This is a genomic window from Glacieibacterium frigidum, from assembly GCF_007097155.1.
Taxonomy (GTDB): domain Bacteria; phylum Pseudomonadota; class Alphaproteobacteria; order Sphingomonadales; family Sphingomonadaceae; genus Glacieibacterium; species Glacieibacterium frigidum.
This window is the reverse complement of the sequence record NZ_VJWA01000002.1, coordinates 424,687-449,969: the sequence shown is the minus strand read 5'-3', so window position 1 is coordinate 449,969 and position 25,283 is coordinate 424,687. Positions and strand designations below refer to the sequence as shown.

General features: G+C 69.4%; 26 protein-coding genes and 2 pseudogenes. 14 read left to right on the top strand and 14 right to left on the bottom strand.

The window, feature by feature from the left end; all coding sequences use genetic code 11:
- The first annotated feature begins 5 nt into the window (after nucleotides 1-5).
- From FMM06_RS11655 to FMM06_RS11625, 7 genes are all read left to right on the top strand, one after another.
- Complete coding sequence (locus FMM06_RS11655; protein WP_235889290.1) at nucleotides 6-290, top strand: gene transfer agent family protein; 285 nt, start codon at nucleotides 6-8, stop codon at nucleotides 288-290.
- Complete coding sequence (locus FMM06_RS11650) at nucleotides 280-465, top strand: phage tail assembly chaperone (RefSeq protein ID WP_144237564.1); 186 nt, start codon at nucleotides 280-282, stop codon at nucleotides 463-465. Before FMM06_RS11655 ends, FMM06_RS11650 begins: the two co-directional genes overlap by 11 nt.
- The gene (locus FMM06_RS11645; RefSeq protein WP_144237563.1) at nucleotides 458-1,018 is read left to right on the top strand and encodes a tail tape measure protein; all 561 of its coding nucleotides are present in this window, start codon (nucleotides 458-460) and stop codon (nucleotides 1,016-1,018) included. Before FMM06_RS11650 ends, FMM06_RS11645 begins: the two co-directional genes overlap by 8 nt.
- On the top strand, nucleotides 1,018-3,252 hold the full coding sequence (locus FMM06_RS11640) for a DUF2460 domain-containing protein (RefSeq protein WP_144237562.1): 2,235 nt from the start codon (nucleotides 1,018-1,020) through the stop codon (nucleotides 3,250-3,252). The genes FMM06_RS11645 and FMM06_RS11640 overlap by 1 nt, the downstream gene beginning before the upstream one ends.
- Nucleotides 3,249-4,058, top strand: coding sequence for a DUF2163 domain-containing protein (locus FMM06_RS11635; RefSeq protein ID WP_144237561.1), 810 nt, complete (start codon nucleotides 3,249-3,251; stop codon nucleotides 4,056-4,058). Before FMM06_RS11640 ends, FMM06_RS11635 begins: the two co-directional genes overlap by 4 nt.
- Before the next feature lie 90 nt (nucleotides 4,059-4,148).
- Nucleotides 4,149-5,549: a hypothetical protein gene (locus FMM06_RS11630; RefSeq protein ID WP_144237560.1), complete on the top strand. Its 1,401-nt coding sequence runs from the start codon at nucleotides 4,149-4,151 to the stop codon at nucleotides 5,547-5,549.
- Nucleotides 5,536-6,018 (top strand): hypothetical protein, encoded by a 483-nt coding sequence (locus tag FMM06_RS11625; RefSeq protein ID WP_144237559.1) that lies wholly within the window; start codon nucleotides 5,536-5,538, stop codon nucleotides 6,016-6,018. Before FMM06_RS11630 ends, FMM06_RS11625 begins: the two co-directional genes overlap by 14 nt.
- 8 nt (nucleotides 6,019-6,026) lie before the next feature.
- Here the strand turns inward: FMM06_RS11625 and FMM06_RS11620 are convergent, their stop codons facing one another.
- A complete protein-coding gene (locus FMM06_RS11620; protein ID WP_144237558.1) occupies nucleotides 6,027-6,923 on the bottom strand; it encodes a pirin family protein in 897 nt (298 codons plus the stop codon).
- Nucleotides 6,924-6,937: 14 nt separating this feature from the next.
- Complete coding sequence (locus FMM06_RS11615; protein WP_144237557.1) at nucleotides 6,938-7,306, bottom strand: YciI family protein; 369 nt, start codon at nucleotides 7,304-7,306, stop codon at nucleotides 6,938-6,940.
- 39 nt (nucleotides 7,307-7,345) lie between these two features.
- Here FMM06_RS11615 and FMM06_RS11610 point away from each other — a divergent pair, with 39 nt between their 5' ends.
- The 4 genes from FMM06_RS11610 (at nucleotide 7,346) to FMM06_RS11595 (ending at nucleotide 11,765) form a co-directional block, all read left to right on the top strand.
- The gene (locus FMM06_RS11610; RefSeq protein WP_144237556.1) at nucleotides 7,346-7,756 is read left to right on the top strand and encodes a peptidoglycan endopeptidase; all 411 of its coding nucleotides are present in this window, start codon (nucleotides 7,346-7,348) and stop codon (nucleotides 7,754-7,756) included.
- Nucleotides 7,757-7,759: 3 nt separating this feature from the next.
- Nucleotides 7,760-9,937: a GTA baseplate fiber-binding domain-containing protein gene (locus FMM06_RS11605; RefSeq protein WP_144237555.1), complete on the top strand. Its 2,178-nt coding sequence runs from the start codon at nucleotides 7,760-7,762 to the stop codon at nucleotides 9,935-9,937.
- A 10-nt stretch (nucleotides 9,938-9,947) separates the two neighbouring features.
- Entirely contained in the window at nucleotides 9,948-10,448 is a 501-nt protein-coding gene (locus FMM06_RS11600; protein ID WP_144237554.1) for a DUF2793 domain-containing protein, read from the top strand.
- A 144-nt stretch (nucleotides 10,449-10,592) separates the two neighbouring features.
- Entirely contained in the window at nucleotides 10,593-11,765 is a 1,173-nt protein-coding gene (locus FMM06_RS11595) for an OmpA family protein (RefSeq protein ID WP_144237553.1), read from the top strand.
- A gap of 78 nt (nucleotides 11,766-11,843) precedes the next feature.
- Here the strand turns inward: FMM06_RS11595 and FMM06_RS11590 are convergent, their stop codons facing one another.
- From FMM06_RS11590 to FMM06_RS11555, 8 genes are all read right to left on the bottom strand, one after another.
- Nucleotides 11,844-12,467, bottom strand: a complete 624-nt coding sequence (locus FMM06_RS11590; RefSeq protein ID WP_144237552.1) for a hypothetical protein — start codon at nucleotides 12,465-12,467, stop codon at nucleotides 11,844-11,846.
- A 76-nt stretch (nucleotides 12,468-12,543) separates the two neighbouring features.
- Nucleotides 12,544-12,843, bottom strand: coding sequence for an SCP2 sterol-binding domain-containing protein (locus tag FMM06_RS11585; protein WP_144237551.1), 300 nt, complete (start codon nucleotides 12,841-12,843; stop codon nucleotides 12,544-12,546).
- 112 nt (nucleotides 12,844-12,955) lie between these two features.
- Complete coding sequence (locus FMM06_RS11580) at nucleotides 12,956-13,261, bottom strand: hypothetical protein (protein WP_144237550.1); 306 nt, start codon at nucleotides 13,259-13,261, stop codon at nucleotides 12,956-12,958.
- A 197-nt stretch (nucleotides 13,262-13,458) separates the two neighbouring features.
- Complete coding sequence (lipB, locus tag FMM06_RS11575; protein ID WP_144237549.1) at nucleotides 13,459-14,097, bottom strand: lipoyl(octanoyl) transferase LipB; 639 nt, start codon at nucleotides 14,095-14,097, stop codon at nucleotides 13,459-13,461.
- Nucleotides 14,097-15,227 carry an epoxide hydrolase family protein gene (locus FMM06_RS11570; protein WP_144237548.1) on the bottom strand — a complete coding sequence of 377 codons (1,131 nt, stop codon included), beginning with the start codon at nucleotides 15,225-15,227 and terminating at the stop codon, nucleotides 14,097-14,099. Before FMM06_RS11570 ends, lipB begins: the two co-directional genes overlap by 1 nt.
- Nucleotides 15,224-16,846: a GMC family oxidoreductase gene (locus FMM06_RS11565; protein ID WP_144237547.1), complete on the bottom strand. Its 1,623-nt coding sequence runs from the start codon at nucleotides 16,844-16,846 to the stop codon at nucleotides 15,224-15,226. The genes FMM06_RS11570 and FMM06_RS11565 overlap by 4 nt, the downstream gene beginning before the upstream one ends.
- Before the next feature lie 72 nt (nucleotides 16,847-16,918).
- Nucleotides 16,919-17,317: a BLUF domain-containing protein gene (locus FMM06_RS11560; RefSeq protein WP_144237546.1), complete on the bottom strand. Its 399-nt coding sequence runs from the start codon at nucleotides 17,315-17,317 to the stop codon at nucleotides 16,919-16,921.
- Nucleotides 17,318-17,361: 44 nt separating this feature from the next.
- The gene (locus tag FMM06_RS11555; protein ID WP_144237545.1) at nucleotides 17,362-18,507 is read right to left on the bottom strand and encodes an aspartyl protease family protein; all 1,146 of its coding nucleotides are present in this window, start codon (nucleotides 18,505-18,507) and stop codon (nucleotides 17,362-17,364) included.
- 64 nt (nucleotides 18,508-18,571) lie between these two features.
- On the opposite strand from FMM06_RS11555, the gene FMM06_RS11550 reads away from it, so the two are divergent.
- Nucleotides 18,572-19,459 (top strand): MBL fold metallo-hydrolase, encoded by an 888-nt coding sequence (locus FMM06_RS11550; RefSeq protein WP_144237544.1) that lies wholly within the window; start codon nucleotides 18,572-18,574, stop codon nucleotides 19,457-19,459.
- Nucleotides 19,456-20,451 carry a quinolinate synthase NadA gene (gene nadA / locus FMM06_RS11545; protein WP_144237543.1) on the top strand — a complete coding sequence of 332 codons (996 nt, stop codon included), beginning with the start codon at nucleotides 19,456-19,458 and terminating at the stop codon, nucleotides 20,449-20,451. Before FMM06_RS11550 ends, nadA begins: the two co-directional genes overlap by 4 nt.
- 26 nt (nucleotides 20,452-20,477) lie before the next feature.
- Here the strand turns inward: nadA and FMM06_RS11540 are convergent, their stop codons facing one another.
- The 4 genes and pseudogenes from FMM06_RS11540 to FMM06_RS11530 form a co-directional block, all read right to left on the bottom strand.
- The gene (locus FMM06_RS11540) at nucleotides 20,478-20,726 is read right to left on the bottom strand and encodes a hypothetical protein (protein WP_144237542.1); all 249 of its coding nucleotides are present in this window, start codon (nucleotides 20,724-20,726) and stop codon (nucleotides 20,478-20,480) included.
- A gap of 75 nt (nucleotides 20,727-20,801) precedes the next feature.
- Nucleotides 20,802-20,903: pseudogene (locus FMM06_RS17420) on the bottom strand (PEPxxWA-CTERM sorting domain-containing protein); the annotation flags it as partial.
- Between the two features lie 78 nt (nucleotides 20,904-20,981).
- Nucleotides 20,982-21,851: pseudogene (locus tag FMM06_RS11535) on the bottom strand (NF038122 family metalloprotease); the annotation flags it as partial.
- A 187-nt stretch (nucleotides 21,852-22,038) separates the two neighbouring features.
- Complete coding sequence (locus FMM06_RS11530; protein WP_207790281.1) at nucleotides 22,039-22,929, bottom strand: SDR family oxidoreductase; 891 nt, start codon at nucleotides 22,927-22,929, stop codon at nucleotides 22,039-22,041.
- 113 nt (nucleotides 22,930-23,042) lie between these two features.
- Here FMM06_RS11530 and FMM06_RS11525 point away from each other — a divergent pair, with 113 nt between their 5' ends.
- A complete protein-coding gene (locus tag FMM06_RS11525; RefSeq protein ID WP_144237540.1) occupies nucleotides 23,043-25,259 on the top strand; it encodes a TonB-dependent receptor in 2,217 nt (738 codons plus the stop codon).
- Nucleotides 25,260-25,283 lie beyond the last annotated feature (24 nt).

The window sequence follows — 25,283 nt, the reverse complement described above, 5'->3', positions numbered from 1 at the left end:
ACCCCGTGAGGGGGGAGGCGGCGCTGACCGTGGCAGGCCGCACCATAACGCTACGCCCGACCTTCGCGGCGCTGGTCGCCGCCGAGGGCGAACTAGGCCCACTGTTCGCACTCGTCGAGCGCGCGGCGGGCGGCGGGCTGACGCTGAACGAACTCGCCGGGCTGCTGTGGCACTGCGCCATCGATTCCGGCGAGCGTGGGGCCTTCTGCGACGCGCTGGTCGCGGGAGGCCTTGCGGCCGCGACGCCGGCGCTGCGCGTGCTCCTCGGGCAGATCCTGGGTGGGCGCTGACTTCGCGTCCGCCGCCGCCCGCGCCGCGCACATCGCGCAGGGGCTGGGCTGGACCCCCGACATTTTCTGGGCGGCGACGCCCGCCGACCTGCGCCTGGCGCTCGGCCCGCCACCCGAAACCCCGGGCGACGGCGACGTGCTGCGGCGTCTGATGGAGGCATACCCCGATGGATGAACTGGACACGCTGGTGGTGCGCGTGCGCGCCGATACCAGCGGCTTCACGAGCGGCGTCGCCGACATGCGCGCGCAGCTCGACGGGCCGCTGGCGAGCGGGCTCGACACTGCCGCACGCGGCCTCGAACGCGCGCTGAGCCGCGCCGTGACGACGGGCAAGTTCGGCTTCGACGACCTGAAGCGCGTCGCCGTCGCGGCACTCGCGGACATCGCCGCGAGCGCGGTCAAGGCCGACCTCGGCGCGCTGTTCGGCGGCAGCGGGGGAGGGGGCGGCGGGCTGCTCGGCTCGATCGCCAGCCTGTTCGGCGGCAAACCCGGCCGCGCCACCGGCGGCCCGGTCACCGGGGGCAGTGCGTACCTGGTTGGTGAGCGTGGCCCCGAACTCTTCGTGCCGACCGCCGCCGGGCGCGTCCAGCCGCTCGGTGGGCGCGGCACGGTCAACGTCACGGTCAACGTCGCCGCGCCGCGCGATGCCGCGCCGCGCGTCATGGCGCAGACCGGCGCGCAGGTTGCCCGCGCGGTGTCGCGCGCGCTCGACAAGGCGGGTGCGTGATGGGGCACTGGCTGGCAACCGCCGCCGACCGGCGGCGTACCGACTGGGTCAAGCGCTTCGACCCGCGCTTCTGGACGGTCGACTTCCCGCGCCCGATGCTGGCGTCGGTGGTGACGACGGGGCCGCGGTCCCTGCGCGTCGACCTGGCATTCCAGCAGCCCGGCGACCTCGCGGGTCTGATCTGGGCGAGCGAGGACCGCTACGACCACCCGCTGCTGGGGTACGCGACCAACCGCGACTATCGCGGCTGTACGCTGCGTTTCCGCTGGCAGGCGTCGGGGGTGGTGCCGCTCGATGCCGTCGGCGGCTCGGTCCTGACCATCGAAGGGCGCGACGCCGCGGGCGAGCCCCGCACCTGGTACGTCCGCCTGTGGAACTACGCCGAAGGCACGCCCGCCGACTGCATCGTCGCGCTCGATTTCGACGCGCTCGACGGCGGCTTCCTGCTGCCCGCCGAGGCGAGCCGCGTGTGGGCGGGCGATATCGACCGCATGTTCGTCTCGCTGGTGCCTGACGGCAGCCCCGGGGCGGGGGTGCTCGAGCTGTCGGACATCGCGTGCGACGGACCGGGGTCGGTGCTCGCGATCGGCGACGCCTTCGTGCCGCCGCACGGCTTGCGCATCGCGAGCGGGTACGACGACAGCTATAACCTGACGCCCGCGCGGCTGGTGCGGAACTGGCTGCAGCTCGGCTACACCGACCTCGTCGATCACTATGTGGGCATGAGCCACTTCCCCGCGCTCGGCCCCGACGGGCTTGCGAGCGGCGGCATCGCGGCGCCGGCGGCGGCGTGGCATGCCGACCTGCTGAGCCGCTGCCGCGCCGCGGGGCTCGAGGTCATCCTGTCGCTGTCGTTCGAGCTGTTCGACGCGATGTGCCCGGCCGACTGGAAGCAGCGCGACGCCGACGGCGCGCCTGCCGCGACGGGATACACCCCGCCCTCGACCCTGTTGTCGCCCTGCTCGGCGCCCGCGATGGCGTGGCTGCAGGGCACCGCCGCCGACTTCGCCGCACTGGCGCGCGCGAGCGGACAGCCGGTCCGTTTCCAGGTCGGCGAGCCGTGGTGGTGGGCGGGGCCGGACCAGCGGCTGTGCGCCTATGACGCCGCGACGCGCGAGGCGTACCTCGCCGATACCGGGCGTACCGCCCCCGAGATCCGCGACGTGCGCGGCATGACGACGGCGGCCAAGCGCGACTTCCTCGACTGGCTCGGCATCAAGCTCGGCGCGGCGACGCTCGCCCTGCGCGACGCGGCGGACGCGGACGAGACGCTGCTGCTGTTCTACGCCCCGCAAGTCGCGCGGACCGACGCGCCCGACCTGGTGCGCGCCAACCTGCCCGCAGCCTGGGCCAGTCCCGCGTTCGATATCCTCCAGCTCGAGGACTATGATTTCGTCACCGGCGGCGACTTCGCAGGGCAGGTGCGGACGCGGGCGCTGGGCGATGCGCTCGGCTATCCACTCGCGCGCCAGCATTACCTGTCGGGCTTCGCGCTTGGCCCCGCCGACTGGCCGCGCATCGTCGCGGCGGCGGACGCCGCGCGTGCGCGGGCCGTCGCCGAGACCTTCCTCTGGGCCTGGCCGCAGATCGCGCGCGACGGGCTGACCTATTTCGACATCGCAGGAGACGAGACCGTGCCGGCCTTCCACGACGTGCGCTTCCCGCTCGACCTCGGCTACGGCGCGACCGGGGGCCCGCAATTCTCGACCCAGGTCGTCACCACGGGGTCGGGGTACGAGCAGCGCAACAGCGGCTGGGCGGACGCGCGGCTGCACTATGACGCCGGCGTCGGGGTGCGGTCGGAAGCCGATTTGAGCGCGCTGATCGCCTTCTTTCGCGCGCGCCGCGGGCAGGCGCACGCCTTCCGCTTCAACGACCCGCTCGACAATGACGCGATCGTCGAGCCGCTGGGGCAGGGCGACGGGGTGCGCACGCGCTTCGAACTGGTGAAGACCTATGGCGAGGGCGACGACGCGCAGGTGCGGCGCATCACGCGGCCGGTGGCGGACAGCGTCGCGGTGACGATCGACGGGGTCGCAGCGACGGGCTGGACGGTCGCAGATTTCGGCAACATCGACTTCGCCGTCGCGCCGCCCGCCGGTGCAGCGGTCGCGGCCAGCTTCGCCTTCGATGTGCCCGTCCGTTTCGCCGACGACCGTATCGACGTCGGGCTGGCGGGGTGGCGCGCCGGCGAGCTGCCGTCGGTCTCGCTGATCGAGGTGCGTGAGGCATGATCGACGCCGAAGTCACGACCCTCGCCATCCTGTGGCGCATCGCGCGCGCCGACGGGGTGACGCTGGGCTTCACCACGCACGATGCGCCGCTGGGCGTCGGCGGCATGACCTACGACAGCGCGCCGGGGATGGTGCCGTCGGCGATCTCGACCGGCGACGGGCTGGAGGTCGACACGATGGAGGTCGCGGGCGCGCTGTCGGCCGCCGCGATCACCGCCGCCGACCTTAGCGCGGGGCGCTACGACGGCGCGCGCGTGACGGTGAGCATGGTCGACTGGCGCGCGCCCCACGGCGCGGTCCTGCCGCTGGCGCGGGGCACTTTGGGCGAGGTGTCGCAAAGCACCAGTGGGCAGGGCGGCAGCTTCACCGCCGAACTGCGCGGGCCGACCGCTTCGTTCGACGCGAGCATCGTCGAGCTCTGCTCCCCCGAATGCCGCGCCGAACTCGGCGACACGCGCTGCCGCGTCGATCTCGCGGGGCTGACGGTGGCTGCGACGGCGAGCGAGGCCGAACCGGGGCGGGTGGCGGTGAGTGCCGCGGACCCGCGCTTCGCCGGCGGCCGTCTGCGCGTGCTGGCGGGGCCGAATGCGGGGCTCGACCGCCGCATCGTCGACACGGGGGCGGACACGCTCGACCTCGATGAGCCTCTGCCCTTCGCGCTGGCGGCGGGGACCCGCGTCGAGCTCCGCGAGGGTTGCGACAAGCGTTTCGCGACGTGCCGCGACCGCTTCGCCAACGCGCTCAACTTTCGCGGCGAGCCCCACGTGCCTGGCGGCGACCTGCTGACGCGCTTCCCGGGGGTTTGATTACGTCCCCCTAGTCGATCCGATTATGGCCGATCCGCGGCGCGCTTTCTATTCAAGGCAGACAGATGTTGCGTACGGAGGCGAAGTGCCATGAGTTTCGATGTCAGCCGGGCGAGCGCCACGTCGCAGCCCGACCTGCAGCAGACGCGGGCCCGGACGGCCGATCCGGTGCAGACGGCGGTCGATCGCATCAACAACGCGATGAGCGAAGGCATCACCGACTGGGATGTCTCGCATGGTGACCTAATGGACGCGCGCAGCGCGCTCAACGGCTTGACGCCGACACAGGTCAACCAAGTCATCAGTCGCCTGTCGGACGACACGCTGCGCCAGTGGAACGGCGAGATGAACGGCCTGTCGGGTGCTCTCAGTGCGGACGAGAAGCGCGATCAGCTCAACTTCCTTGCGCAGAACCTCGCCCCGGATCAGCTGGCGCGCGTGTCACAGCAGTTCCGCTTCGGCACCGACGCGCAGGCCTTCGCGACCGCCGTCGGCACGTTCCGCGATGCGGGCACGGTCGGTGCCTTTGCATCGAGCGTCCTGTCGACCCCCGACCGCGACACCGCGACGGCGTGGAATAACAACGCCAATCTTGCGGCGAACGCGATCGGCGAAATGAATTCCTCAGCCCGGCTCAATACGGCGCTGGGCGCGCTGACCAGCGACCAGCGGGCGCGGATGCTCAACGAGACGGTGTGGACCCCCAAGGGCATCGAGGCGACCGCCTTCAACAAGGTAACCGGCGCGATCGCGCAGTACGGCACGCTGACCCAGCGGACCGAGGCGTTCACGACGATTGCGCGGCACAATGCCGAGTTCCGCGACGGGCTGGGCTCGGTGCCCTTCTCCTCCCAGGATTTCCCGGCATTGAATACGCCCTATTCGGCGATGCGATCGCTGTTCGCCAGCGATCCGCGGGGCATGACCGAGCTCATGTCGAGAAACGGGAGCGGGATGCAGGATCTGACCAATTTCCTCGAGGTTGCGGTCATCAAGGGCGATTTCCGGGAAATCGGTCAGTGGGGAATGACGGTGCGGCGCGGAGAGGCTATTCCTGGCACTGATCAGAGCGATTTTGCCCGGGCCAACTATGACTTCGACCGTGATCCCAACGCCTCCGACTATCGTAATGCCGCCGTCTCCGGCGCGTTCACCGGAGCGGCCATGACCGCAGCGATCAACGTCAACCTCGACGCGGGCAAGCGCCAGGCCCTTGCGATGTCCTTGGTGACGGGCGGCATCAGCACAGCCGCTGCAGCAGCGCCCGTTGCGGGCCAGATTGCGGTGGGCGTAGGCTCGACCGTCGGTCAGCCGGTTGTTGCGGCGCTGCTCGAGGGGGCGGGCAAGGATCGTGGGGACTTCTTCGCCGCTATCAGTGAAGCGGGTATGGCGCGAGACGCGAACGGTTTCCTTCCGCCGATCGGGGGCGGTGCTCGCAGCACTTTCAACTCAGCTGTCAGCGAAGTCCTGCATGCCCATGAGTATAGGTAAAGGGGTCGTCGCGATCATGACGCTTGCAATGGCCGCCTGTACGCCTGCGAAGAAGGTCGACCTCGACATTCCCGGCGCACGCGACATCGCCTACGAAGCCATCCGTGACGGATCGGGGGTGCTGGGATACGCCGAGCCCCTGCTCGGGCCGAAAATCACGAAGGGCTATGGAACGGTCCTGGGGCCGGGAGCGACGCGCGTCGACCCGGCCACGGTCGCGGGTGCGTGGGAATTGCCCGCCGGGACAGGCAGCGAGGACGTGCTGCAGGCTCTGCGAGCCAAGGGCAGTGTCGGCGGTATCGAGGCGTTCCGCGGCGGCTCGCTGTGGATGGCCGACTACCGCATCGCCGGGAGCACGCCCGTCCGCCTCTTGCTGATCGACGGAAACAGCCGCGCTTTCCTGACCATGGCGGTACCCGAGGTGCGGCCCGGCCCGCATGTCTATCTGATCGCGTATTATATTCGCTGACTCCGCGGTCAGGGATAGCTGACGGTCTTCGGCACCTCGGGGATCTCGATCCGCTCCTCGGCATCGCCGGGGACGAGCGGAAAGCGCTGCGCCGTCCAGTCCTCGCGGGCCTGGCGGATGCGGTCGCGGCTGGAAGAGACGAAGTTCCACCAGACGTAGCGCGGGCCGTCCATCGGAGCGCCGCCACACAGCATGACCCGGCCGCCCGCCGCCGAGCGCAGTGTCGCGGCGATGCCAGGGCGCAAGACATAGAGGACGTGCTCGACCACCGGCAGGCCGTCGAGCGAAGCTTCGCCGGCGGCGAGATACACGGCGCGCTCGTCGGCGTCGGCGTCGATCGGCACGCTGCCGCCGGGCTGGAGCGCGATATCGGCATAGATCGTCGGGCTGTGGCAGGTGACGGGGGAGGTGGCGCCCCACAGGCTGCCCATGATAATGCGGGCGGTCGCGTTCGTGCCCTCGACGACGGGCAGGTCGGCGCGCGCGACATGTTCGAAGGCGGGGTTTATCTCCTCCTTCGCCTGCGGCAGCGCGAGCCAGGTCTGGATGCCGTTGAGTTCGGGGCCGGCGGCGCGCAGCGGGGCGGGGGAGCGCTCCGAGTGGACGATGCCGGTGCCTGCGGTCATCAGGTTGACCGCGCCGGGCTCGATCGTCCGCACCGTGCCGAGCGAATCGCGGTGGTCGATCGCGCCGGCGAAGAGGTAGGTGACCGTCGCCAGATTGATGTGGGGGTGCGGGCGCACGTCGATCCCGCCGCCCGGCGGCAGATGGGCCGGACCCATCTGATCGAAGAAGATGAACGGCCCGACGGTGGTGCGCTCGCGGTTGGGCAGGGTGCGGTGCACCTTGAAGCCGCCGAGATCGTGCGTCGCGGGCTGCAGCGCCATCAGGAAAAGGTCGTCCATGTCGGTCTCCGTGATCAGGCGAGGTCGTCGGCTTCGTACAGCGGGCGGATTTCAATTTCGCTGGGGCCGGGCATCGGGTTCGGGCAGCGCTTCACCCAGGCGACCGCTTCGTCGAGGTCCTTGACGGTCCACAGCCAGAAACCCGCAACGAGATCGCGCGGGTTGGCGAAGGGGCCTTCGCTGACCGTTCGCGTGTCGCCGTCGAAGGCGACGCGGCGGCCGTCCAAGCTCGGCCGCAGGCCGTCGCCCATGACCAGGATGCCGGCAGCGGCGAGTTCGTCGTTGTAGCGGCCCATCGCGGCCATCATCGCCAGCGTCTCGTCGGTCGGCTCGAAGCCGCGCTCGCTGTCTTCGGTCGCCGTGACCAGCACCATGACGCGCATCGTTCGACTCCCCAGTCTCGTCTGCAGGAGAGCTATGCCATGCACGCCAGCGCCTTGGCCATCGTCGCGGCGGCGCGGGGGTGCGTCGGCACACGTTTCCGGCCGCAGGGGCGGACGCCCGGGGTGGCGCTCGACTGCATCGGGGTGGTGCTGATTGCGGCGCGCGGGGGCGGGGTCTCGTTCGTCGTGCCGCCCTATCGGCTGGGTGGCGACGGCGAGGCGGCGCTCGACGCGGGGCTCGCCACGCAGGGGTGCGTGGCGATCGAGCGCGCTGCGCCGGGCGACATTCTGGTCATCGCACCCGCCCCGGGGCGCCGTCACCTCGGCGTCGTGACCGAGCGCGGCGTCGTCCACGCGCACGCCGGGCTGGGCCGCGTCGTCGAGGGGCCGCTTGATCCGGACTGGGCGGTCGTCGGGGCTTGGCAGCTGCCCGCACAATCACAGGAGTAGGCCATGGCGACATTGGTGCTGGGCACCGTCGGGCGCGCGCTCGGCGGGCCGATCGGCGGGCTGATGGGGACGTTCCTCGGCGGGTCGCTCGACCGCGCGATCCTGGGGTCGGGCAAGGCGCGCGAGGGTGCGCGGCTGGGCAACCTCGCGGTGCAGAGCTCGGCCTATGGCGAGCCGCTGCCGCGCGTCTATGGCTGCGTCCGCGTCGCGGGGAATCTGATCTGGACGGCAGGGATCGCCGAAACCGCGACGACGAGCGGCGGCGGAAAGCGCGGCGGCGCGCGCACGACGAGTTACAGCTATAGCGCGTCCTTCGCCGTCGCCCTGTCGGCGCGGGCGGTGGTGCGCGTCGCGCGGGTGTGGGCGGACGGCAAGCTGCTCCGCGATGCCGGCGGGGCCTGGTTGACGCCGGTAACGATGCGCCTGCATTCCGGCGGCGAAGGGCAGGGCGCCGATCCGCTGATCGCCGCGGCCGAGGGCGGCGGCTGCCCGGCGTATCGCGGGCTGGCGTACGCGGTGTTCGAGGACCTGCCGCTCGCCGACTATGGCAACCGCATTCCCAACCTGACTTTCGAGGTTGTCGCCGACGAGGGCGCGGTCGATGCGGGCGGGGTCGCGGTCGATCTTGGCGACGGCGTGCTGCAGGCGGCGGGGGTGTTCCCGGCGTTCGAGGGCTTTGTCGCGGCGCGCGGCGGGGCAGCGCGCGAGCCGCTCGCGCAGCTGGCGCGGCTGTTCGACCTGCGCTTCACCGACGACGGCGCGCGGCTGGTAATGCGCGCGGGCGCGGGGGCGGCGGCGACTATCGCCGATGCCGACCTGGGCAGCGTCGCCGCGGGCAGCGACACCAAAACCGCGCGCAGCGAGACGCGCGCTGCCGCCGCAGCACTCGACGATGCGGTCGCGATCGGCTTCCTCGACCCGGCGCGCGACTATCAGGCGGGGTTGCAGCGCGCGTCGCGGCGCGGCGGCGGGGGGCGCACCGGGCAGATCGACGCGCCGGTCGTGCTCGCCGCGGACGACGCCAAGCGGCTGGCGGCGGACGTGCTGGCGCGCGGGCTGGCAGCGCGGACGACAGCTGCGTTGCGCCTGCCGTGGCGCGCTCTGGGGGTACGCGCGGGCGACCGGGTGATGTCGGGTTGGGCGGTGCGGCGGTGGAGCTTCGGCGACTTCGTCGTGACGCTCGATGCCGAGCGCCTGCCGCTGCGCGCCGCGGGCAGCGGGGTTGCCGACCCGGGCCGCAGCCATGACGCGGGTGACGCCGCGCCGGGACCGACGACGCTGGCGGTGCTCGACCTGCCGCCGCTGTTCGACGGCGGGGGCACGACGCCGCGCCTGTGGATCGCGGCTGCCGGGGCATCTCCCGGCTGGCGGCGCACGGGGATCGCCTTCAGCGCCGACGACGGTGACAGCTATGCGATGGCCGGCGAGGTCGGCGCGGCGAGTGCGATCGGCGTTCTCGCGGAACCGCTTCCGACCGGCTGCGACGACCGCTGGGACCGCGCCAGCGCGGTGGTCGTGCAGCTCGGCGACATGTGGCTCGAAAGCCGCAGTGAGGCGGCGGTGCTGGCGGGCGCCAACCTCGCCGTGATTGGCGACGAGATCGTCCAGTTCGGCGATGCCATGGCGCTCGGTGGCGGGCGGTTCCGGCTTTCGAACCTGCTGCGGGCACGGCGCGGAACCATGGTCGCAGCGCATGCTGCGGGCACGTGCTTCGTGCTGCTCGACGCGACGCGGCTGCTTGCGGTCGATCCGCCTGCCGAGCTGTTGGGCCGCACGATAAGGGTGCGCGCGACGGGGGCGGGTGACGCCGCGACACCGCCCGTCGTGCTGACGCTGGGTGGCGCAGCGCTGCGGCCGCTGGCGCCCGTCTTCTTGGCGGGGCGGACCGAGGGCGAGGACATCGTCTTCACCTGGCGGCGTCGCAGCCGCGCGGGTTTCGCCTGGCTCGACGGCAACGACGCGTCGCTCGGCGAAGCGCGCGAGGCGTATCGCGTCACATTGGCGAGCGGCGGCATCGTTCGGCGCACCGCCGACACCGACGCGCCCGAATGGCGCTATCCCGCCGCTGCCCGCGCTGCCGACGGCCTCGCGGACGGCGCCGCCGTGACGCTGACCGTCGCGCAGATCGGCGAGCTGACCGGGCCGGGCGCGCCTGCGTCGGCGACCTTCATTCTGGCTTGAGGAGACTGAGATGGCTGAAGTTTCGGACCGCTATGCGCTGCCCCTGCTGCAGGTCGGGCAGGCGCAGAAGGAGGTCACCCACAATGAAGCGGTGGCAGGCATCGACACGCTGCTCCACCTCGCGGTCGAGACGCTGACACTCGCCGCGCCGCCTGCCGCGCCGGTGCCCGGGCAGGCGTGGATCGTCGCGGCGGGTGCGACCGGCGACTGGGCGGGGCGCTCGGCAGAGATCGCCAGCTTCGGCACCGGCGGCTGGCGCTATGCCGTGCCGCAGCAGGGATGCGTCGCCTGGCTGCGCGACGTCCAGCGCTTTGCGGTTTTCACGGCCGACGGCTGGCGGGACGACGGCTGGCCGGTCGCGGCGCTCAGGGTCGGCACCCGGACCGTGCTTGGCGGCGGAATGAGTACGGTTCCACCGGTCGAGGGTGGCGCCGTTGTCGACGCCGAGGCGCGCGCGGCGATTGCCGCCTTGGTCGCGGATCTGCGATTTCAGGGGCTTGTTGCGGGATGATCGACCTCCCCGCGTTGTACTTCGCTTTGCACTGTTGTTTCTTGGCAACACGACGGCTTATTCACGGCTTGCAGGGGGATATTCCGTGAGTTAGAGCGTTAGGTGCGCTTCGACAGAAGCACGACCTTTTGAAAGGGGAACCACATGCGGAAATTTGCCGTGGCGTTGGCGCTAGCCACCACCGCACTCGCCGGACCGGCTTTGGCCAAGGACGGAGCCTGGTACATCGGTGTCGATGCCGGCGGGATGATCGTCGAGGACGTTCAGTTCGACGTTCGTAACGCGGCGAACACCGCGACCACCAACAATGCCCTCCAGCTCAACCATGAATATGGTTTCGATGTCGGTGGTCAGATCGGTTACGATTTCGGCGGTTTCCGCACGGAATTCGAAGTCGCCTACAAGGACGCTAATCTGGACTCGGTCCAGATCCTCCAGTCGGGCTCGCCGATCATCGGCTTCAACGGCCGCTCGCAGCTCGTCAATCCGGGCACCTTCAACGCTGCTGACGGCAACTCGCGCGTGCTGTCGTTCATGCTCAACGGCATGTTCGACTTCGGCGGCCAGGATGGCGGCATCAGCGGCTTCGTCGGCGGCGGCGTCGGCGTTGCGCGTGTGAAGTATTCGGACCTGCAGCTGGTCAAGTTCGGCAGCGCGTTCCTCGACGACAGCGACACGGGCTTCGCCTACCAGGCGATCGCCGGCATTCGCAAGCCGATCACCGAGCGTGTCGACCTGTCGCTGAAGTATCGCTTCTTCACGGCGGACAACGTCAAGACCTTCGAGCTTAACGGCCTGGAGACGGAATCGCGTTTCCGCAGCCACTCGCTGCTCGTCGGCCTGACGTACAACTTCGGTGAGGACGCCGCACCGCCGCCGCCCCCGCCGCCCCCGCCGCCGCCGCCCCCGCCGCCGCCGCTGCCGCCTTGCCCGCCCGCCGCTGTGACGCCCGGACCGTTCCTGGTGTTCTTCGATTGGGACAAGTCGGTGATCACTGCCGAGGCCGCCGCGGTTCTCGACCGTGCCGCTGAGCAGTACGCCGCGACGGGCCAGACCAGCGTCATGCTCGCCGGTCACGCCGACAAGTCGGGTACCGATGCGTACAACGTCGGCCTCTCGCAGCGCCGTTCGGATGCCGTCAAGGCGTACATGGCGACCAAGGGCGTGCCCGATGGCGTCATCACGACCGAGGCGTTCGGTGAGAGCCGTCCGCTCGTCGACACTGCCGACGGTGTCCGTGAGCCGCAGAACCGCCGCGTCGAGATCACCTTCGGTGGTGCTCCCGCTCCGGCCGCCTATCCCTGCACCCCGCAGTAAAAAGCGGGGCCCAGGCCCAAAATGCGAAGGGCCGCCCCTCGGGGCGGCCCTTTTCATGTCAGAGTGCGACGACGAAAGTTACGGCTTCTCGGGCACCGGAAAGATCGGCATCGGTTCGAGCATCGTCACGCCAGGCGCGACGCCGGGCGTCAGCGCAGTCCGTAGCACCGGCGTCTGCGCGATCGCATATTTGCCGAGGCCACCCTTGCTGAGCAGCAACGTCCCGCGCCCCGCCGCCGACGCCGCGTTGCAAAAGGCGTATTGCGCATCGAGGGTCGAATAGCTGTTGTAGATCTTCGTCGAATATTGATCGAAGCTGTTGAGCGCGCGCGCCTTGTCGTAGCGCTTAAAGTGCGCGACCATCGTCGCCTGCGCCGCCGCGAGCTCGGCTGAATGGTGCTTGAGCAGGTCGTTGTAGGTCTTCACCGTCGCGAGATAGGGCGAGAACTGGCACTGCAGCGCAGCGACGTTCAGGCCGGCGCGAAGGCTCCATACCGCATTGGCCTCCGTCTCGAGCGGGGTCATCGGGCGGAGCTGGATGGTTTGCGGGGTCATCACGCCGCCGCGGGGTGCCAGGGTGCCGGCGACGGGCGGTGCGGCGGAGACCGCGGCGGGTGCCGCGGCCGGGGCCTGTGCCACCGCCGTCACCGGCACGGCGATCAGAACGACCGCCAAGTTGTTGAAATAAGTCGATCGACGCACATTTTACTCCCCGGGACCGGCCCGCGAAACGCGGGCTCGGTCTACGCATAACCGGGTGCGGCGTGCGCCGCCAGAGTCAGCCGAGGATGCTGCCCAGCTGCATCGCGACCGACATGTCGCCCTCGACCTTCAGCTTGCCCATCATGAACGCCATCTGCGGGTTCTGCTTGCCGGTCGCCATGTCGGTGAAGTCCGCCATGCTGACCTTGACGGTGCAATCGGTGGGGACGTTCTGGTTGTCGACGACGGCGGGCGACACGGTGTCGTCGATGCGGACGGCGCCGTCATCGCCGAAGTCGAACTTGACCGACTTGCGGAGGTTGGCGCTGGTGCCGACACGGCTGCGCATCTGTTCGGTGATCTGCTCGAGGCTCATCGTCATACTCCCCAAAGGCGCGCCGGCGTGGCGACGCGACTTGCTATAGCGCACAAAAAAGAAGGGCCGCCAGTGCGGCGGCCCTTCCCCATAACGTTCGAACGTCCGAAGCTTACTTGGTCTCTTCGGTCGTCGTCGTGGTCGTGGCGGCGTCCGTGGTGGCCGGAGCCATCGCATCGGCAGCCGGAGCAGCAGCGGCGTCGGTCGTGCCGGCGGCCGGAGCGGCCATGGCATCGGTCGTCGTCGCGTCGGCAGCCGGAGCAGCCATCGCGTCGGTGGCCGGCGGCGCGGCTTCGGTCGTGGTGGTGGTGGTGTCGGTCGTCGTCGTCTCGGCCTTCTTCTCGCCGCAAGCGACGACGAGCAGGCCAACACCGGCGATCAGCGAAACCGTCTTCAGCTTCGAAAGAATGTCACCCATTTTCGTCTCCTAAGTTTCTGAATCGAGCGTGATATCGTCGGTTTCGGTTCAGCCCTTATCCCCTAACCGGAGTGGACATTAGCACAAATCGCGCGCCCCTCAAGCGCGATTACAACGCCGCCGCAACGCCCGTGAAGGTGTGTCGCCGCCGCCGCAGGCCGATCTCCATCGCACGCTCTGGAGCTAGCAGGCATAATTTACAGTGGCGCAGCGGTGCGAGCAAGATCGATCAGCGACGGAACGGACGCGCGCAGCGCGTCATCGACCGCCGGCATGTCGGCTTTGCCACCGAGCGCCGCCAGGCTGGTCACCGCAAATCCCTCGAGGCCGCAGGGCACGATGCCGCCGAAGTGCGCGAGGTCGGGCGCGACGTTGATGGCGACGCCGTGCGAGGTCACCCAGCGCCGCACGCGTACGCCGAGCGCCGCGATCTTCGCCTCCCCGACGGACGTCGGGACCCACACCCCGATCCGCCCCGGCGCCGTGAGGGCGGTCACGCCCAGTCGCGCGAGTGCCGCGATCACCCACGCCTCGAGCGCGGCCACATAGGCGCGCAGGTCGCGCCCGCGCCGATCGAGATCGATCATCACATAGACCACGCGCTGGCCCGGCCCGTGATAGGTGTACCGCCCGCCGCGCCCGCTCGCGAACACGGGAAAGCGCGCGTCGAGCAGTTCGGCGGGCGCGGCGCTGGTGCCTGCGGTGTAGAGCGGTGGATGCTCGACCAGCCAGATCAGCTCGTCCGCGGTGCCGGCGCGGATCGCCTCGACGCGCGCGTCCATGACGGCGAGCGCGTGGCGGTAATCGACCAGCCCCGGCTCGACGCGCCACTCCACTAAAGCGCGCCCGCGAACTTCCGCACGTCGGCGAGGAACAGCTCGGGCTCCTCCAGGCTGGCGAAATGGCCGCCGCGCGGCATGTCGGTCCAGTGCACGACGTTATAGCCGCGCTCGACGATGCGCCGCGCCGGGAAGGCGAGCAGGTCGAACGGGAAGGCAGCGACGCCCGTGGGGACCTCGACCCGCCGCCCTTCGGGGATCGCGAACCCGCCTTCGATGAACATGCCGCGATAGATCCAGGTCGCGGTCGCGAAGCTGCGCGTCGTCAGGTAGATCATGATGTTGGTGAGCAGCCAGTCCATCGCATAGGGCGGGTCGGTGACCTTGCCCTCGGTGTCCGACCAGCCGACGAACTTCTCGCAGAACCACGCCGCGACGCCCATCGGCGAATCCATCATCGCGAAGCCCAGGCTCTGCGGCTTGGTGCCCTGCAGCTGGAGGTAGCCGGTCTCGCGGTCGCGCACCGCCACGGCCTTCTGCAGCCACTTCACGTCCTCGGGAGTCTCGGGCGACATATTCGCCGGGCGCAGGCCAAAGCCCGAGAGGTGCAGCCCGTCGAGCCGCGTGCTGTCGAGGCCCAGCCAGCCGCCGATGACGCAGCCCCAGTCGCCGCCCTGGTAGACGTACCGGTCATAGCCGAGCGCCGGCATCAGCGCATCGTACAGCCCGGCGACCCGCCGCGGCCCCCACATCCCCGACGGCCGGTCCGACCAGGCATAGCCGGGCAGCGACGGAGCAACGACATGGAAGGCCGGCAAATCCTTCGACTCCGGTTCGGCAAGCCGCTCGACGATGGCATCGAACTCGAGCACCGACCCCGGCCAGCCGTGCGCGATCAGCAGCGGCCGCGCATCGGCGCGCGACGAGCGGCGGTGCACGGCGTGCAGGCAAAAGCCCGGCTCGACCTCGACCCGGACATGCGGGAGGCGGTTCAGATTGGCAACCGCGGCGGGCCAGTCGTAGCTGTCGAGCCAGTAGGTGCGTAGCCGCTCCATATAGTCGCGGTTGGCGCCGTGGCTCCAGCCGGACTCGGCGGGTTCCTCGAAGAAGCGGTACGACGCGACGCGCTCGCGCACCCACGCCGCCTCGGCCTCGTTGACGGGGACCTTGAACGGCTCGGCGGTCACGCCGCGAGCGCCTGCTTCGCATCCGCGAGGATCATGTCGCTGACTTTCTCCGCGACCATGATCGTCGGGGCGTTGGTGTTGCCGCTGACCAGGAACGGCATCACGCTGGCGTCGACGACGCGCAGGCCGTGGACCCCGTTGACCCGGCACGCGCCGTCGACCACCGCCTTTTCGTCGACCCCCATGCGGCAGGTGCCGACGGGGTGGTAGATCGTCTCCCCCCATTGCCGCATCGCCGCGACAAGCGCGTCCTGGTCGGCGGCGACCTCGGCGGTCGGCCACAGCTCCTGCCCGCGATAGTCGTCGAACGCCGCGGCATTGCCGATGGCGCGGGCGATCCGCACCCCGGCGCTCAGCGTTTCGACGTCCTCGCGCGCGGTCAGGTACTGCGGGTCGATCAGCGGTGCCGTCGCGGCATTGGGCCCGCCCAGCCGGATCGTCCCCCGGCTCTCGGGGCGCAGCTGGCAGACGTGCATCTGATAGCCATGCTCGGCGGTGAAGGTCCCCGCGCCGTGCGCATTGCCGCGCACCGGCATGAAGTGCAGCTGGACATCGGGCGCCGCCAGCCCCTCGCGCGTCGACAGAAAGGCGCCCGCGGGCGTCGGGATGTAGCTCGCGTTGCCCGACTTGCGGAAGCGCCACTCGAGCAGCGCACGCAGCTTGCGGTCGAAGCGCGCACTGCCGTTGAGCGTCACCGGCTGCGTGCACTTCCACTGCACGATCATGTCGAGGTGGTCCTGCAGATTGCCCCCCACGTCGGCGGCGTCGTGGACCACCGCGATGCCGTGCTCGCGCAGGTGCGCGGCGGGACCGATGCCCGACAGCATCATCAGCTGCGGCGAGGCGATCGCGCCGCCGCACAGCATGACCTCGTGCGCGCGCACCGTTTCGGCGCGGCCGCGCGCGGTATAGGCGACGCCGGTGGCGCGGCTGCCTTCGAAGGTGACGCGGTCGACCTGCACGCTCGTGCGGATCGTCAGGTTCGGGCGGCCCTTGGCGGGGTCGAGATAGGCGCGCGCCGCCGACCAGCGGCTGCCCGCCTTGATCGTCGAATCGTACATGCCGGCACCTTCGAGGCGCGGCCCGTTGAAGTCGTCGGTGCGGCCGAAACCCGCCTGCACCGCGGCCTCGATGAACACCGAATTGAGGACGTGCGGCAGGCAGCGGTTCGAGGTGTGGAGCGGGCCGCCCTGCCCATGAAATTCGTCGCCGCCGCGCTCGCTGTTCTCGGCGCGCTTGAAATAGGGCAGCACGTCGGCCCACCCCCAGCCGGTCAGGCCGAGTTGCGCCCAGCGGTCGTAATCGCTCGAATGGCCACGGATATAGACCATGCCGTTGATCGACGAGCTGCCGCCCAGCACCCGGCCGCGCGGCCAGTACATCGCTCGCCCGCCCATCGCCGCCTGCGGCACGGTCCAGAACCCCCAGTCGTGCGGCGAGCTGACCTGCGGCGGGATGATCGTAGTCAGCCCGCCGGGCATGTCGATCATCGCCTTGTTGTGATCGCCGCCGGCTTCCAGCAGCAGCACGCGGTGGCGCGGATCGGCCGACAGGCGGTTCGCCAGCACGCACCCCGCGCTGCCCCCTCCGACGACGATGAAGTCGAACGTCTCGCTCATTTGACCGGCCTCCCCAGGCTGGGCGCCAGTCTATGCCGATGCCGCGCCGCGCGCAAAGTGCTCGACCCGCGCCTATTCCGTCTCGGCTGCAATGCGCGCGAAGATGCCGCGGACCTCGTCGGGCGTCGCGTCGCGTGCGGCGCCGTCGCGAACCTCGGCGGCGGTCCACATCCAGGTGCGCGCCGGGTCGTCGCGCATCGCCCAGGCCGGGAACAGCCGCTCGTCCGCCGAGCCGCGCCAGATCAGGTGCGGCGACAAATGCCGGTCGTCGGGGACAATGCGGGCGTAAGCAGCCTCGACGAGCTCGGCTTCACCCTCGAGCAGCTGCAGATACAGGTCGTCCCGGACAATCAGCGCCCCAGTGATGCCGTCCCGCGTGTTGTTGCGCCGCGCCTGACGCAGGATGCCGCTGAGCATCGCATCGTCGAACCCGAAGGGCTGCGAGGCGTAGATGAGTTGCGTGCACGTCATTGTCCGGCCCCCGAGTCGCCGGCGATGCTAACCCGCGCGCCAGTTCAAAGATATGCGCGCAAGATGACGCGTCGCGGCTCGGGGCCGACGGCGCCTGCGACGGTCACCTCGACGACCGACCCGGGGTCCCCCTCGAAGCGCCGCAGATAAGCGCGCCAGTCGTCGACCCCGGTCAGCACGTCGCCGACCTTTAGCCCCGCCTCGGCCGCCGGCGCGCCGGGGCTGACCACCGCGACGCGCGCTTTCGCATCGGGCAGGCGTTCGAGCCACAGCCCCGAATAGCCATAGTCCTCGGCGGGCTTGGGGCGGCCGTTGGCGCGGGCCCATAGCCGCGCCTTTCGCACCTCGGTCGAAAGGTCGAGCCGCTCGATGACCGACAGGCCGAGCAGGCCGTCGTAGTCGATATCCAGCGTGTCGGAAGGATCGTGCAGGGCAGCCAGCGGCCGGTCGAAGTCGAATCCCGCGATGCTCAGCCGCGTCGCGCGCACCGTGCGTCCCAGTCGGGCAGCCGCACCGCCGATCCCGCGCAGTCGCTGCGGCGCGAACGGCCTGGTGTCCGACCACAGGCCGGTACGCCTGACGACGTGCGGGAACAGCAGGACCTCGCCCGGCGCGCCGGTGTCGACGAGCAGGCGCAGCCGGCGGCCATCGAGCGTCGCTTCGACGAGGATTTTGTTGGTAAGCGCGCCGTCGCGCGTCTCGATAACGCCGAACGCGCTCATGCCAGCGAAGTCGGGCCGTCCGCTCGGCCATAGCCGCCATTCGCCCGTCACGAAGTCAAGGTCGCTGTCGCCGCTGGTAAACAGCGCGCCGGTCAGCAGCCCCGCATTGCTGCGTTCGTCGATGCCGGCGAACACGCTGTCCGACTGGCGCAGCCCGTTGCCCAGCACGACAGTGTCGGCGACATAGACATCGAGCGTCACCGATCCGCCGATGCCGCTGACTTGCCGCCGGCCGACGCGCCTGAGGTTGAGGCGCCTGGCCAGGGCGGAGTTGATCGCACTCATCGATGCCCCGGTGTCGAGGATGAAGGCGAAGGGACCCTTGTCGCCGATCGTCACCGGCGTCCAGATCCGGTTCGTCTCGACGACGATGCGACTGACGATCGGTGGCCGGGCCGGCGGCGGCGCGCCATGCGCAGCCAGCGGCAGGGCGGCGCCCGACGCGATCAGCAGGCGGCGCGAGATCATTCGGGCAGCGTAAGCGTGGCGTGTTGCACGCGAAAGCCTTCACTTATCGAGAGCGCGCTGCCACATGGTCGGCGTGAGCGACGCGCAGGCCCTGATCGACGCCGCCCCCTACGAGGTGGCCGAAACCTGCTCGCCGCTGGTCCGCCGCGTGCTGGCCCGCAATCCCAGCCCGTTCACCTATACCGGCACGGGGACCTACATCGTCGGGCGCGGCACCGTCGCGGTCATCGACCCCGGCCCGGCCGACCCCGTGCATCTCGCGGCGCTGCAGGCAGCAGTGGCGGGGGAGACGGTCAGCCACATCCTCGTCACGCATACCCACATGGACCATTCGCCCGCCGCGCCGGCGCTGAAGGCCGTAACCGGTGCGGCGATCATGGGCTGCGCGCCGCTGGTGCTGCGCGACGACGGTCCGCGCGCCGATGCGGGTTTCGATCCCAATTATGCGCCCGACCGGGTGCTGGCCGACGGCGAGAGCGTCAACGGCCCCGGCTGGACGCTGACCGCGGTGGCGACGCCGGGGCATACGTCAAACCACCTCTGCTTCGCGCTCGCCGAGGAGCGCGCGCTGTTCAGCGGCGATCACGTCATGGGCTGGTCGACGACCGTCGTCGCGCCGCCCGACGGGGACATGGCGGCGTACATGGCGAGCCTCGCGCTGCTGATCCCGCGCGACGACGCCGTCTATTACCCGACGCACGGTGCGCCGGTGGTCGAGCCGCAACGCTTCGTCCGGGGGCTGGTCATGCACCGCAAGCAGCGCGAGACGCAGATCCTCAAGCTGCTGCGCGAGGGCACGCACGTCATCCCGGCAATGGTCGCGTCGATGTACTCTGGCGTCGACCCGCGCCTCCACCCCGCCGCCGGCCGCTCGGTGCTGGCGCACCTTATCGACCTGCGCACGCGCGGGCTGGTCGCCGACACCGGCGACACCTGGAGACTGGCCGCATGAACGCCCCCATCACCCCCTTCGGCCGCAACCCGACCGGCGTCGACCTGCGCGCCGAGATCGACCGGCTGCGCAAGGAGAAGAACGCCGTCATCCTCGCGCATTATTACCAGGACCCGGTCCTGCAGGACCTGGCCGATTTCGTCGGTGACAGCCTCGACCTCAGCCGCAAGGCGGCGGCGACGACGGCCGACGTCATCGCCTTTTGCGGCGTGCGCTTCATGGCGGAGGTCGCGAAGATCCTGTCGCCCGAGAAGACCGTCGTCCTGCCCGACATGGCGGCGGGGTGCAGCCTCGAGGATTCGTGCCCGCCCGATGCCTTCGGAGCGTTCCGCAACGCGCATCCCGACCATATCAGCCTGACCTACATCAACTGCTCGGCGGCGGTGAAGGCGCACAGCGACATTATCGTCACCTCGTCGAGCGCCGAGAAGATCATCGCGCAGCTGCCGATGGATCAGAAGATCATCTTCGCTCCCGACAAGCATCTCGGCGCCTATCTCAACCGCAAGACCGGGCGCGACATGCTGCTGTGGGACGGCAGCTGCATCGTCCACGAAGCATTCTCGGAGACCGAGCTGCTCAAGCTGATCGCGCTCCACCCCGGCGCGCCGGTCGCTGCACACCCCGAGTGCCCGGGCTATATCCTCGACCACGCGCAGTTCGTCGGGTCGACGACCGCGATCCTCGAATGGTCGATCGCGTCGCCCGCCCAGACGATCATCGTCGCGACCGAGCCCAACATCATCCACCAGATGCAGCTGAAGGCGCCGCACAAGAATTTCATCGGCGCACCCGGGGCGGACGGCAACTGCAACTGCAACATGTGCCCGTACATGGCGCTCAACACGCTGGAGAAGCTGTACCTCTGCCTGCGCGACCTTCAGCCGGTGATCACGGTGCCCGAGGAAATTCGCCTGCGTGCCAAGCTGCCGCTCGACCGGATGCTCGAGATGGCGGCGGCGGTGAGTTCGACGCCGGTAAAGGGGGACTGACCCCTCGGGCGGCTCGGGCCCTAGGTTCAACTTTGCGGGAAGCTATAGTGCGCGGTGTCGCCGCGCGGTGCGCAGCGGCGGCGGGCGAGCAGTTCGTCGTACTGCGCGAGGCGGTCGTTGACGGTCGCGGCCGGGCGGAGCCGCGCGTACTCGTCCATGAAGCGCGTGATCGCGGACAGGCGCGCGCCGTCGTCGGGCAGGCGCTCGGGACAGATGAAGCCGCGTTCGAGCGACTGGCGCTGCGGCACGGTCAGCGGCGCGGCGGCGGCGAGCATCAGCAGCGCGGCGAACAGATCACGGTCCTCGGCAAGGCGTTGCCGCCGGCCCCGAGGGACCGGCGGCGTGCGGGTTCAGGCAGTCGCGGTCGTGGCGCGACGGCGCATCGCGCCGCCCACCATGCCGAAGCCGCCGATCATCATCGCCCAGGTGCCCGGCTCGGGGACGCTATTCAGATAATTGTACAGGATCTGCGACGTGCGGATCTGGTAGCCCGGCTTCGCCAGGATGTCGGTCCGCAGGTTCCAGCCCAGCGCGTCGAACATGGCGAGATCCGACGCGGTGACGATGCCTTCCTGACACAGTCCGCCAGTCGGATCGAGGATGCCGATCTGGGCTTCGAGAAGAACGGTGCACGACACGCCGTCATGGATGCGCGCGCCTTCCTCCCAGTGCGACGTCTGGAAGCCGTCGGGACCCGCCGAGAAATCGGCACGCAGGAACTGGGTCGCACCGCCGTCGATCGAGAAATAGGGGTCGCCGCCGTAGGTGATGTCCCACGCGCCGTTCTTGTAGCGGAACAGGTCGGTGTTCGAGGGCCGCGAGTTGAGCGTCGTGTTCTGGCCGACCGCGCTGGTGAAGCCCAGCGCATGACCCATCTCGTGCACCGCGACACTGATGAAGTCCGACGCCACGGTGGCAAAGCCGTCGCGGGTGTCGAAGTCGAACGCGCGCGCGCTGTTGAAGCGGATCGTCGCGTCGACGGTGTTGGCGTTGCCGGTGTAGATGCCGATCGCCTTCTGCACGGTGTTGTTGAGGTTGACGTTCGCGTTGCTGAAGGTCGGCAGGTTCGCGACGACGCTGGCATCGAGCGCCGTCGTGGCATCGGCGATCAACGCGCTGCGCCACACGCCTTGCGCCTTGTTGCCCGACGCGCTCGACGTCGATCCGAGGGTCGACGGCGCGAAGCCCTGCGTGGTGAAGCCGACGTTGAACGTCAGCGTGACATTATCGGTGAGCATCGTCTCCCAGTAATCGGCGGCCGCACGAAAGCCGACGAAAGCCGCCGTGCCCTCCTCGACGCCGCCGGTATTGATCAGATTGATGGTGATTGCCGATGCGTTGGTCGCGATACCGATGCAGCCCAGCACTGCCAGACGCGCAAGTTTCCGATAGCCGGTCATGCCCTGATTTCCCCTCATCTTCCCTACGGCCACCCCTGCGACCGCAGCCGGAGGCGAGTGTCAGCCCTCGCCCGGCAAGACTATCGTAAGACCTGGCGAGTGCACTGCAACATGAATATTCATAAAGCTTAGCAAGGAAAAAATCTTAGCCTCTGACGCGGCAGCTGTTCATCTAACTGGGATGCTCTCAGGCCGTTCGCCCCTCGCGGTCTTTGGCGTTGGTGGCCTGGATCGCACCCTTGATCATCCCCCAATCGTCGCGGTCGAGCGCGCTCAGCGCGTGGAAATTGCCGCCGTTTGCGAGCCACTGACCGCCGTCGATCGGGATCACCGCGCCGGTCAGATACTCGCACCCCGGCGCCATCAGGAAGACCGCGAGGTTGGCGAGTTCGCTGTGCTCGCCGACGCGGCGCAGCGGGATGTCGTCCGAGCCGCCTACCGACCCTGTCTTGGCCGCGAGGGGGGCGGGCATCAGCCGTTCCCACGCGCCCTTGGTCGGGAAGGGGCCGGGCGCAATGGCGTTGGCGCGGATGCCCTTGGGGCCCCACTCCTGCGCCAGGCTGGTCGTCATCGCCGCGACGCCGGCCTTCGACATCGCGCTCGGCACGGTAAACGGCCCGCCCGCCCATACCCAGGTGGTGACGATCGACAGGATCGAGCCCTTGTGCCCGCCCTCGATCCAGCGCTTGCCCGCCGCCACCGTGGTGTTGAACGTGCCCGCCGCGACGATGCCGGCGATGGCATTGAAGGCGTTGGGCGACAGATCCTCGGTCGGCGAGATGAAGTTGCCTGCGGCATTGTTGACCAGGCCGGTCAGCGGGGCGGCATCGAACACCGCCTGCATCGCCTCGTCGATCGCGCCGCCGTTGCGGATATCGACCGCCATCGCGTCACAGCTGCCGCCCGTCGCGGCGCGCATCTCGGCCGCCGCCTCGTCGAGCACCGCGCCGCGCCGGCCCCAGATCACGACATGCGCGCCGAGGGCCATGAAGGCCTCCGCCATCGACCGGCCGAGCCCCGTGCCACCGCCCGTGACCAGGATTTTCTGGCCCGTCATCAACCCGTTGGCGAACATCATGTGCGTCTCCCCTGCCACAGTCGGAACGATAGCCGCACCGCCGTCTGCGGCAAAGTTGCGAATGCGTCGCAAAAGACTTGCGTGTGATAGTCGTTCGCATTAGCCAACGATGCATGAGCAACATCCGCATCCCCCGATCGCTTCGTTTTCCCGCCGCCGCACTGGCGCTCACGATCGCAGGGGGTGCCCATGCCGAGGACGACGCCGCCGCTGCCGACATCGTCGTGACCGGCCAGCGCCCGGCCGCGAACCCGCTCGCCGACCCGTCGGCGCCCTACAAGGTCGACAAGACCGACTCGGCAAAGTTCACCGAGCCCGTCGCCGACACGCCCAAGTCGATCACCATCATCCCGAAGGAAGTCATCGAGGACATCGGCGCCAAGTCGTTCCGCGACGTCGTGCGGACCCAGCCGGGGATCACGCTCGGCACCGGCGAAGGCGGCAACGCGTTCGGCGACCGCATCTTCATCCGCGGCTTCGATGCGCGAAACGACGTTTATATCGACGGATTGCGCGACCCCGGCGTGACCAGCCGCGAGATTTTCGCGGTCGAGCAGATCGAGATCGTCAAGGGCCCCTCGTCGACCTTCGGCGGCCGCGGCACCACCGGCGGTGCGGTCAGCCTGGTCAGCAAGCGCGCCCAGGCCAACAACTTCGCGATCGTCGAGGCGACCGCTGGGACCGACGAAACCAAGCGCCTGACCGTCGATGCCAACACCGAGCTGAGCGACACCGTCCAGCTGCGCGTCAACGGCCTGTATCACGACGCCGACGTCGCCGGACGCGACGTGACGACCAGCGAGCGCTGGGGCGTCGCGGTGTCGCTCAACGCCGACCTCGCGCCGAACTTCGACCTGGTATTCGACTATTACCACTTGACCGCCGACGGCATCCCCGACTGGGGCGTTCCGTTCGACAGCCGCTCGCAGCAGCCGTTCAAGGTCGACCGCAGCAACTTCTACGGCGTCAAGGCACGCGACTTCCTCGAAGGTCGTGCCGACATCGGCACCGTCCGCGCCGAGTGGCGGGTCAGCGAGAAGTTCAAGCTGACCTCCAAGCTGCGCTACGGCGAGAACCGCAACAGCTATATCGCCTCGGCGCCCGAGAGCCCGAACATCACCAACGCCGATCCGAACCTGTGGACGGTGCGCGCCAACCCCAAGAACCGCAACGCGACCAGCGAAGCCTGGGCGGCGGTCAACGAGCTGGTCGCCGACTTCTCGACCGGCGGGCTGCAGCACAGCCTGGTGGCGGGTACGGACTTCAGCCACGAGGTGATCAACAACCGCCCCTACGCCTTCGCCAATTCGGAAGCCGAAGGCGCGATCATCGTGCCGGCGATCATCATCAACCAGAACCTGTTCAATCCGAATCCGGACGTCGCCTTCCCGCTGGTGCGGGCGCTGGCGGGGACGCGTACCGAGACCAAGGTCATCACCAAGTCGGTCTATGCGCTCGACACGATCGACCTGACGCCCGAACTCAAGATCAGCGGCGGACTGCGCTACGACGACTACCGCGTGCAGGTCGCCAGCATCGCCGCGAACGGCGCGGTGACCAACCTGCGCAACGACAGCGACTTCCTCAACTGGAACGCCGGCATCGTCTGGAAGCCCGTGCCCGCCGCAACCCTGTATGTCTCGGCGTCCTCATCTTCCAATCCGAGCGGTGAGCAGACCGACGGCAGCGGCATCACCTACGGCGGGCTCGGCGCACCGACCGCGGGCCTCGATCCCGAAAAGAACCGCAGCTACGAGGCGGGTGCCAAGTATCAGGCGGGGGAGGGCGGTCATCTGCTGCTGACGGCGGCGGTGTTCCGCACCGACAAGACCAACGCCCGCGTCGTCGATCCGCTGACCGGCACGCAGCTGCTCGTCGGCAACCAGCGCGTCGACGGCTTCGAGTTCGGCGCGCAGGGAAATCTGACGCCGCAGCTCAGCTTTTTTGGTGGATACACCTATCTCGACGCCAAGGTTCGCCCGACGACCAATCCGGTCACCGCGGGCGGCGTGTTTCCGAACATCCCGAAGCACAGTGCCGCGCTGCTGACGACGTGGAAAGTCATGGACCGGCTGACCATCGGCGGGCAGGCGAGCTATAATTCGAAGCGTTTCGGCGGCTCGACGATCGGCGGCACCGCCAACCTTCCGGCGTATTGGCGCTTCGACGCGACGGCGCGTGCGATGGTCAGCGACCGGGTCGAGGTGCAGCTCAACGTGCTGAACCTGTCGAACAAGACCTATTACGACGCGATCTACCGCAGCGGCACGCCGTTCGCCTATGTCGCGCCGGGCCGGTCGGCATTGCTGTCGGTGCGGGTGAAGATCTGACGCCGGCCCAGCGATGGTGTAGGG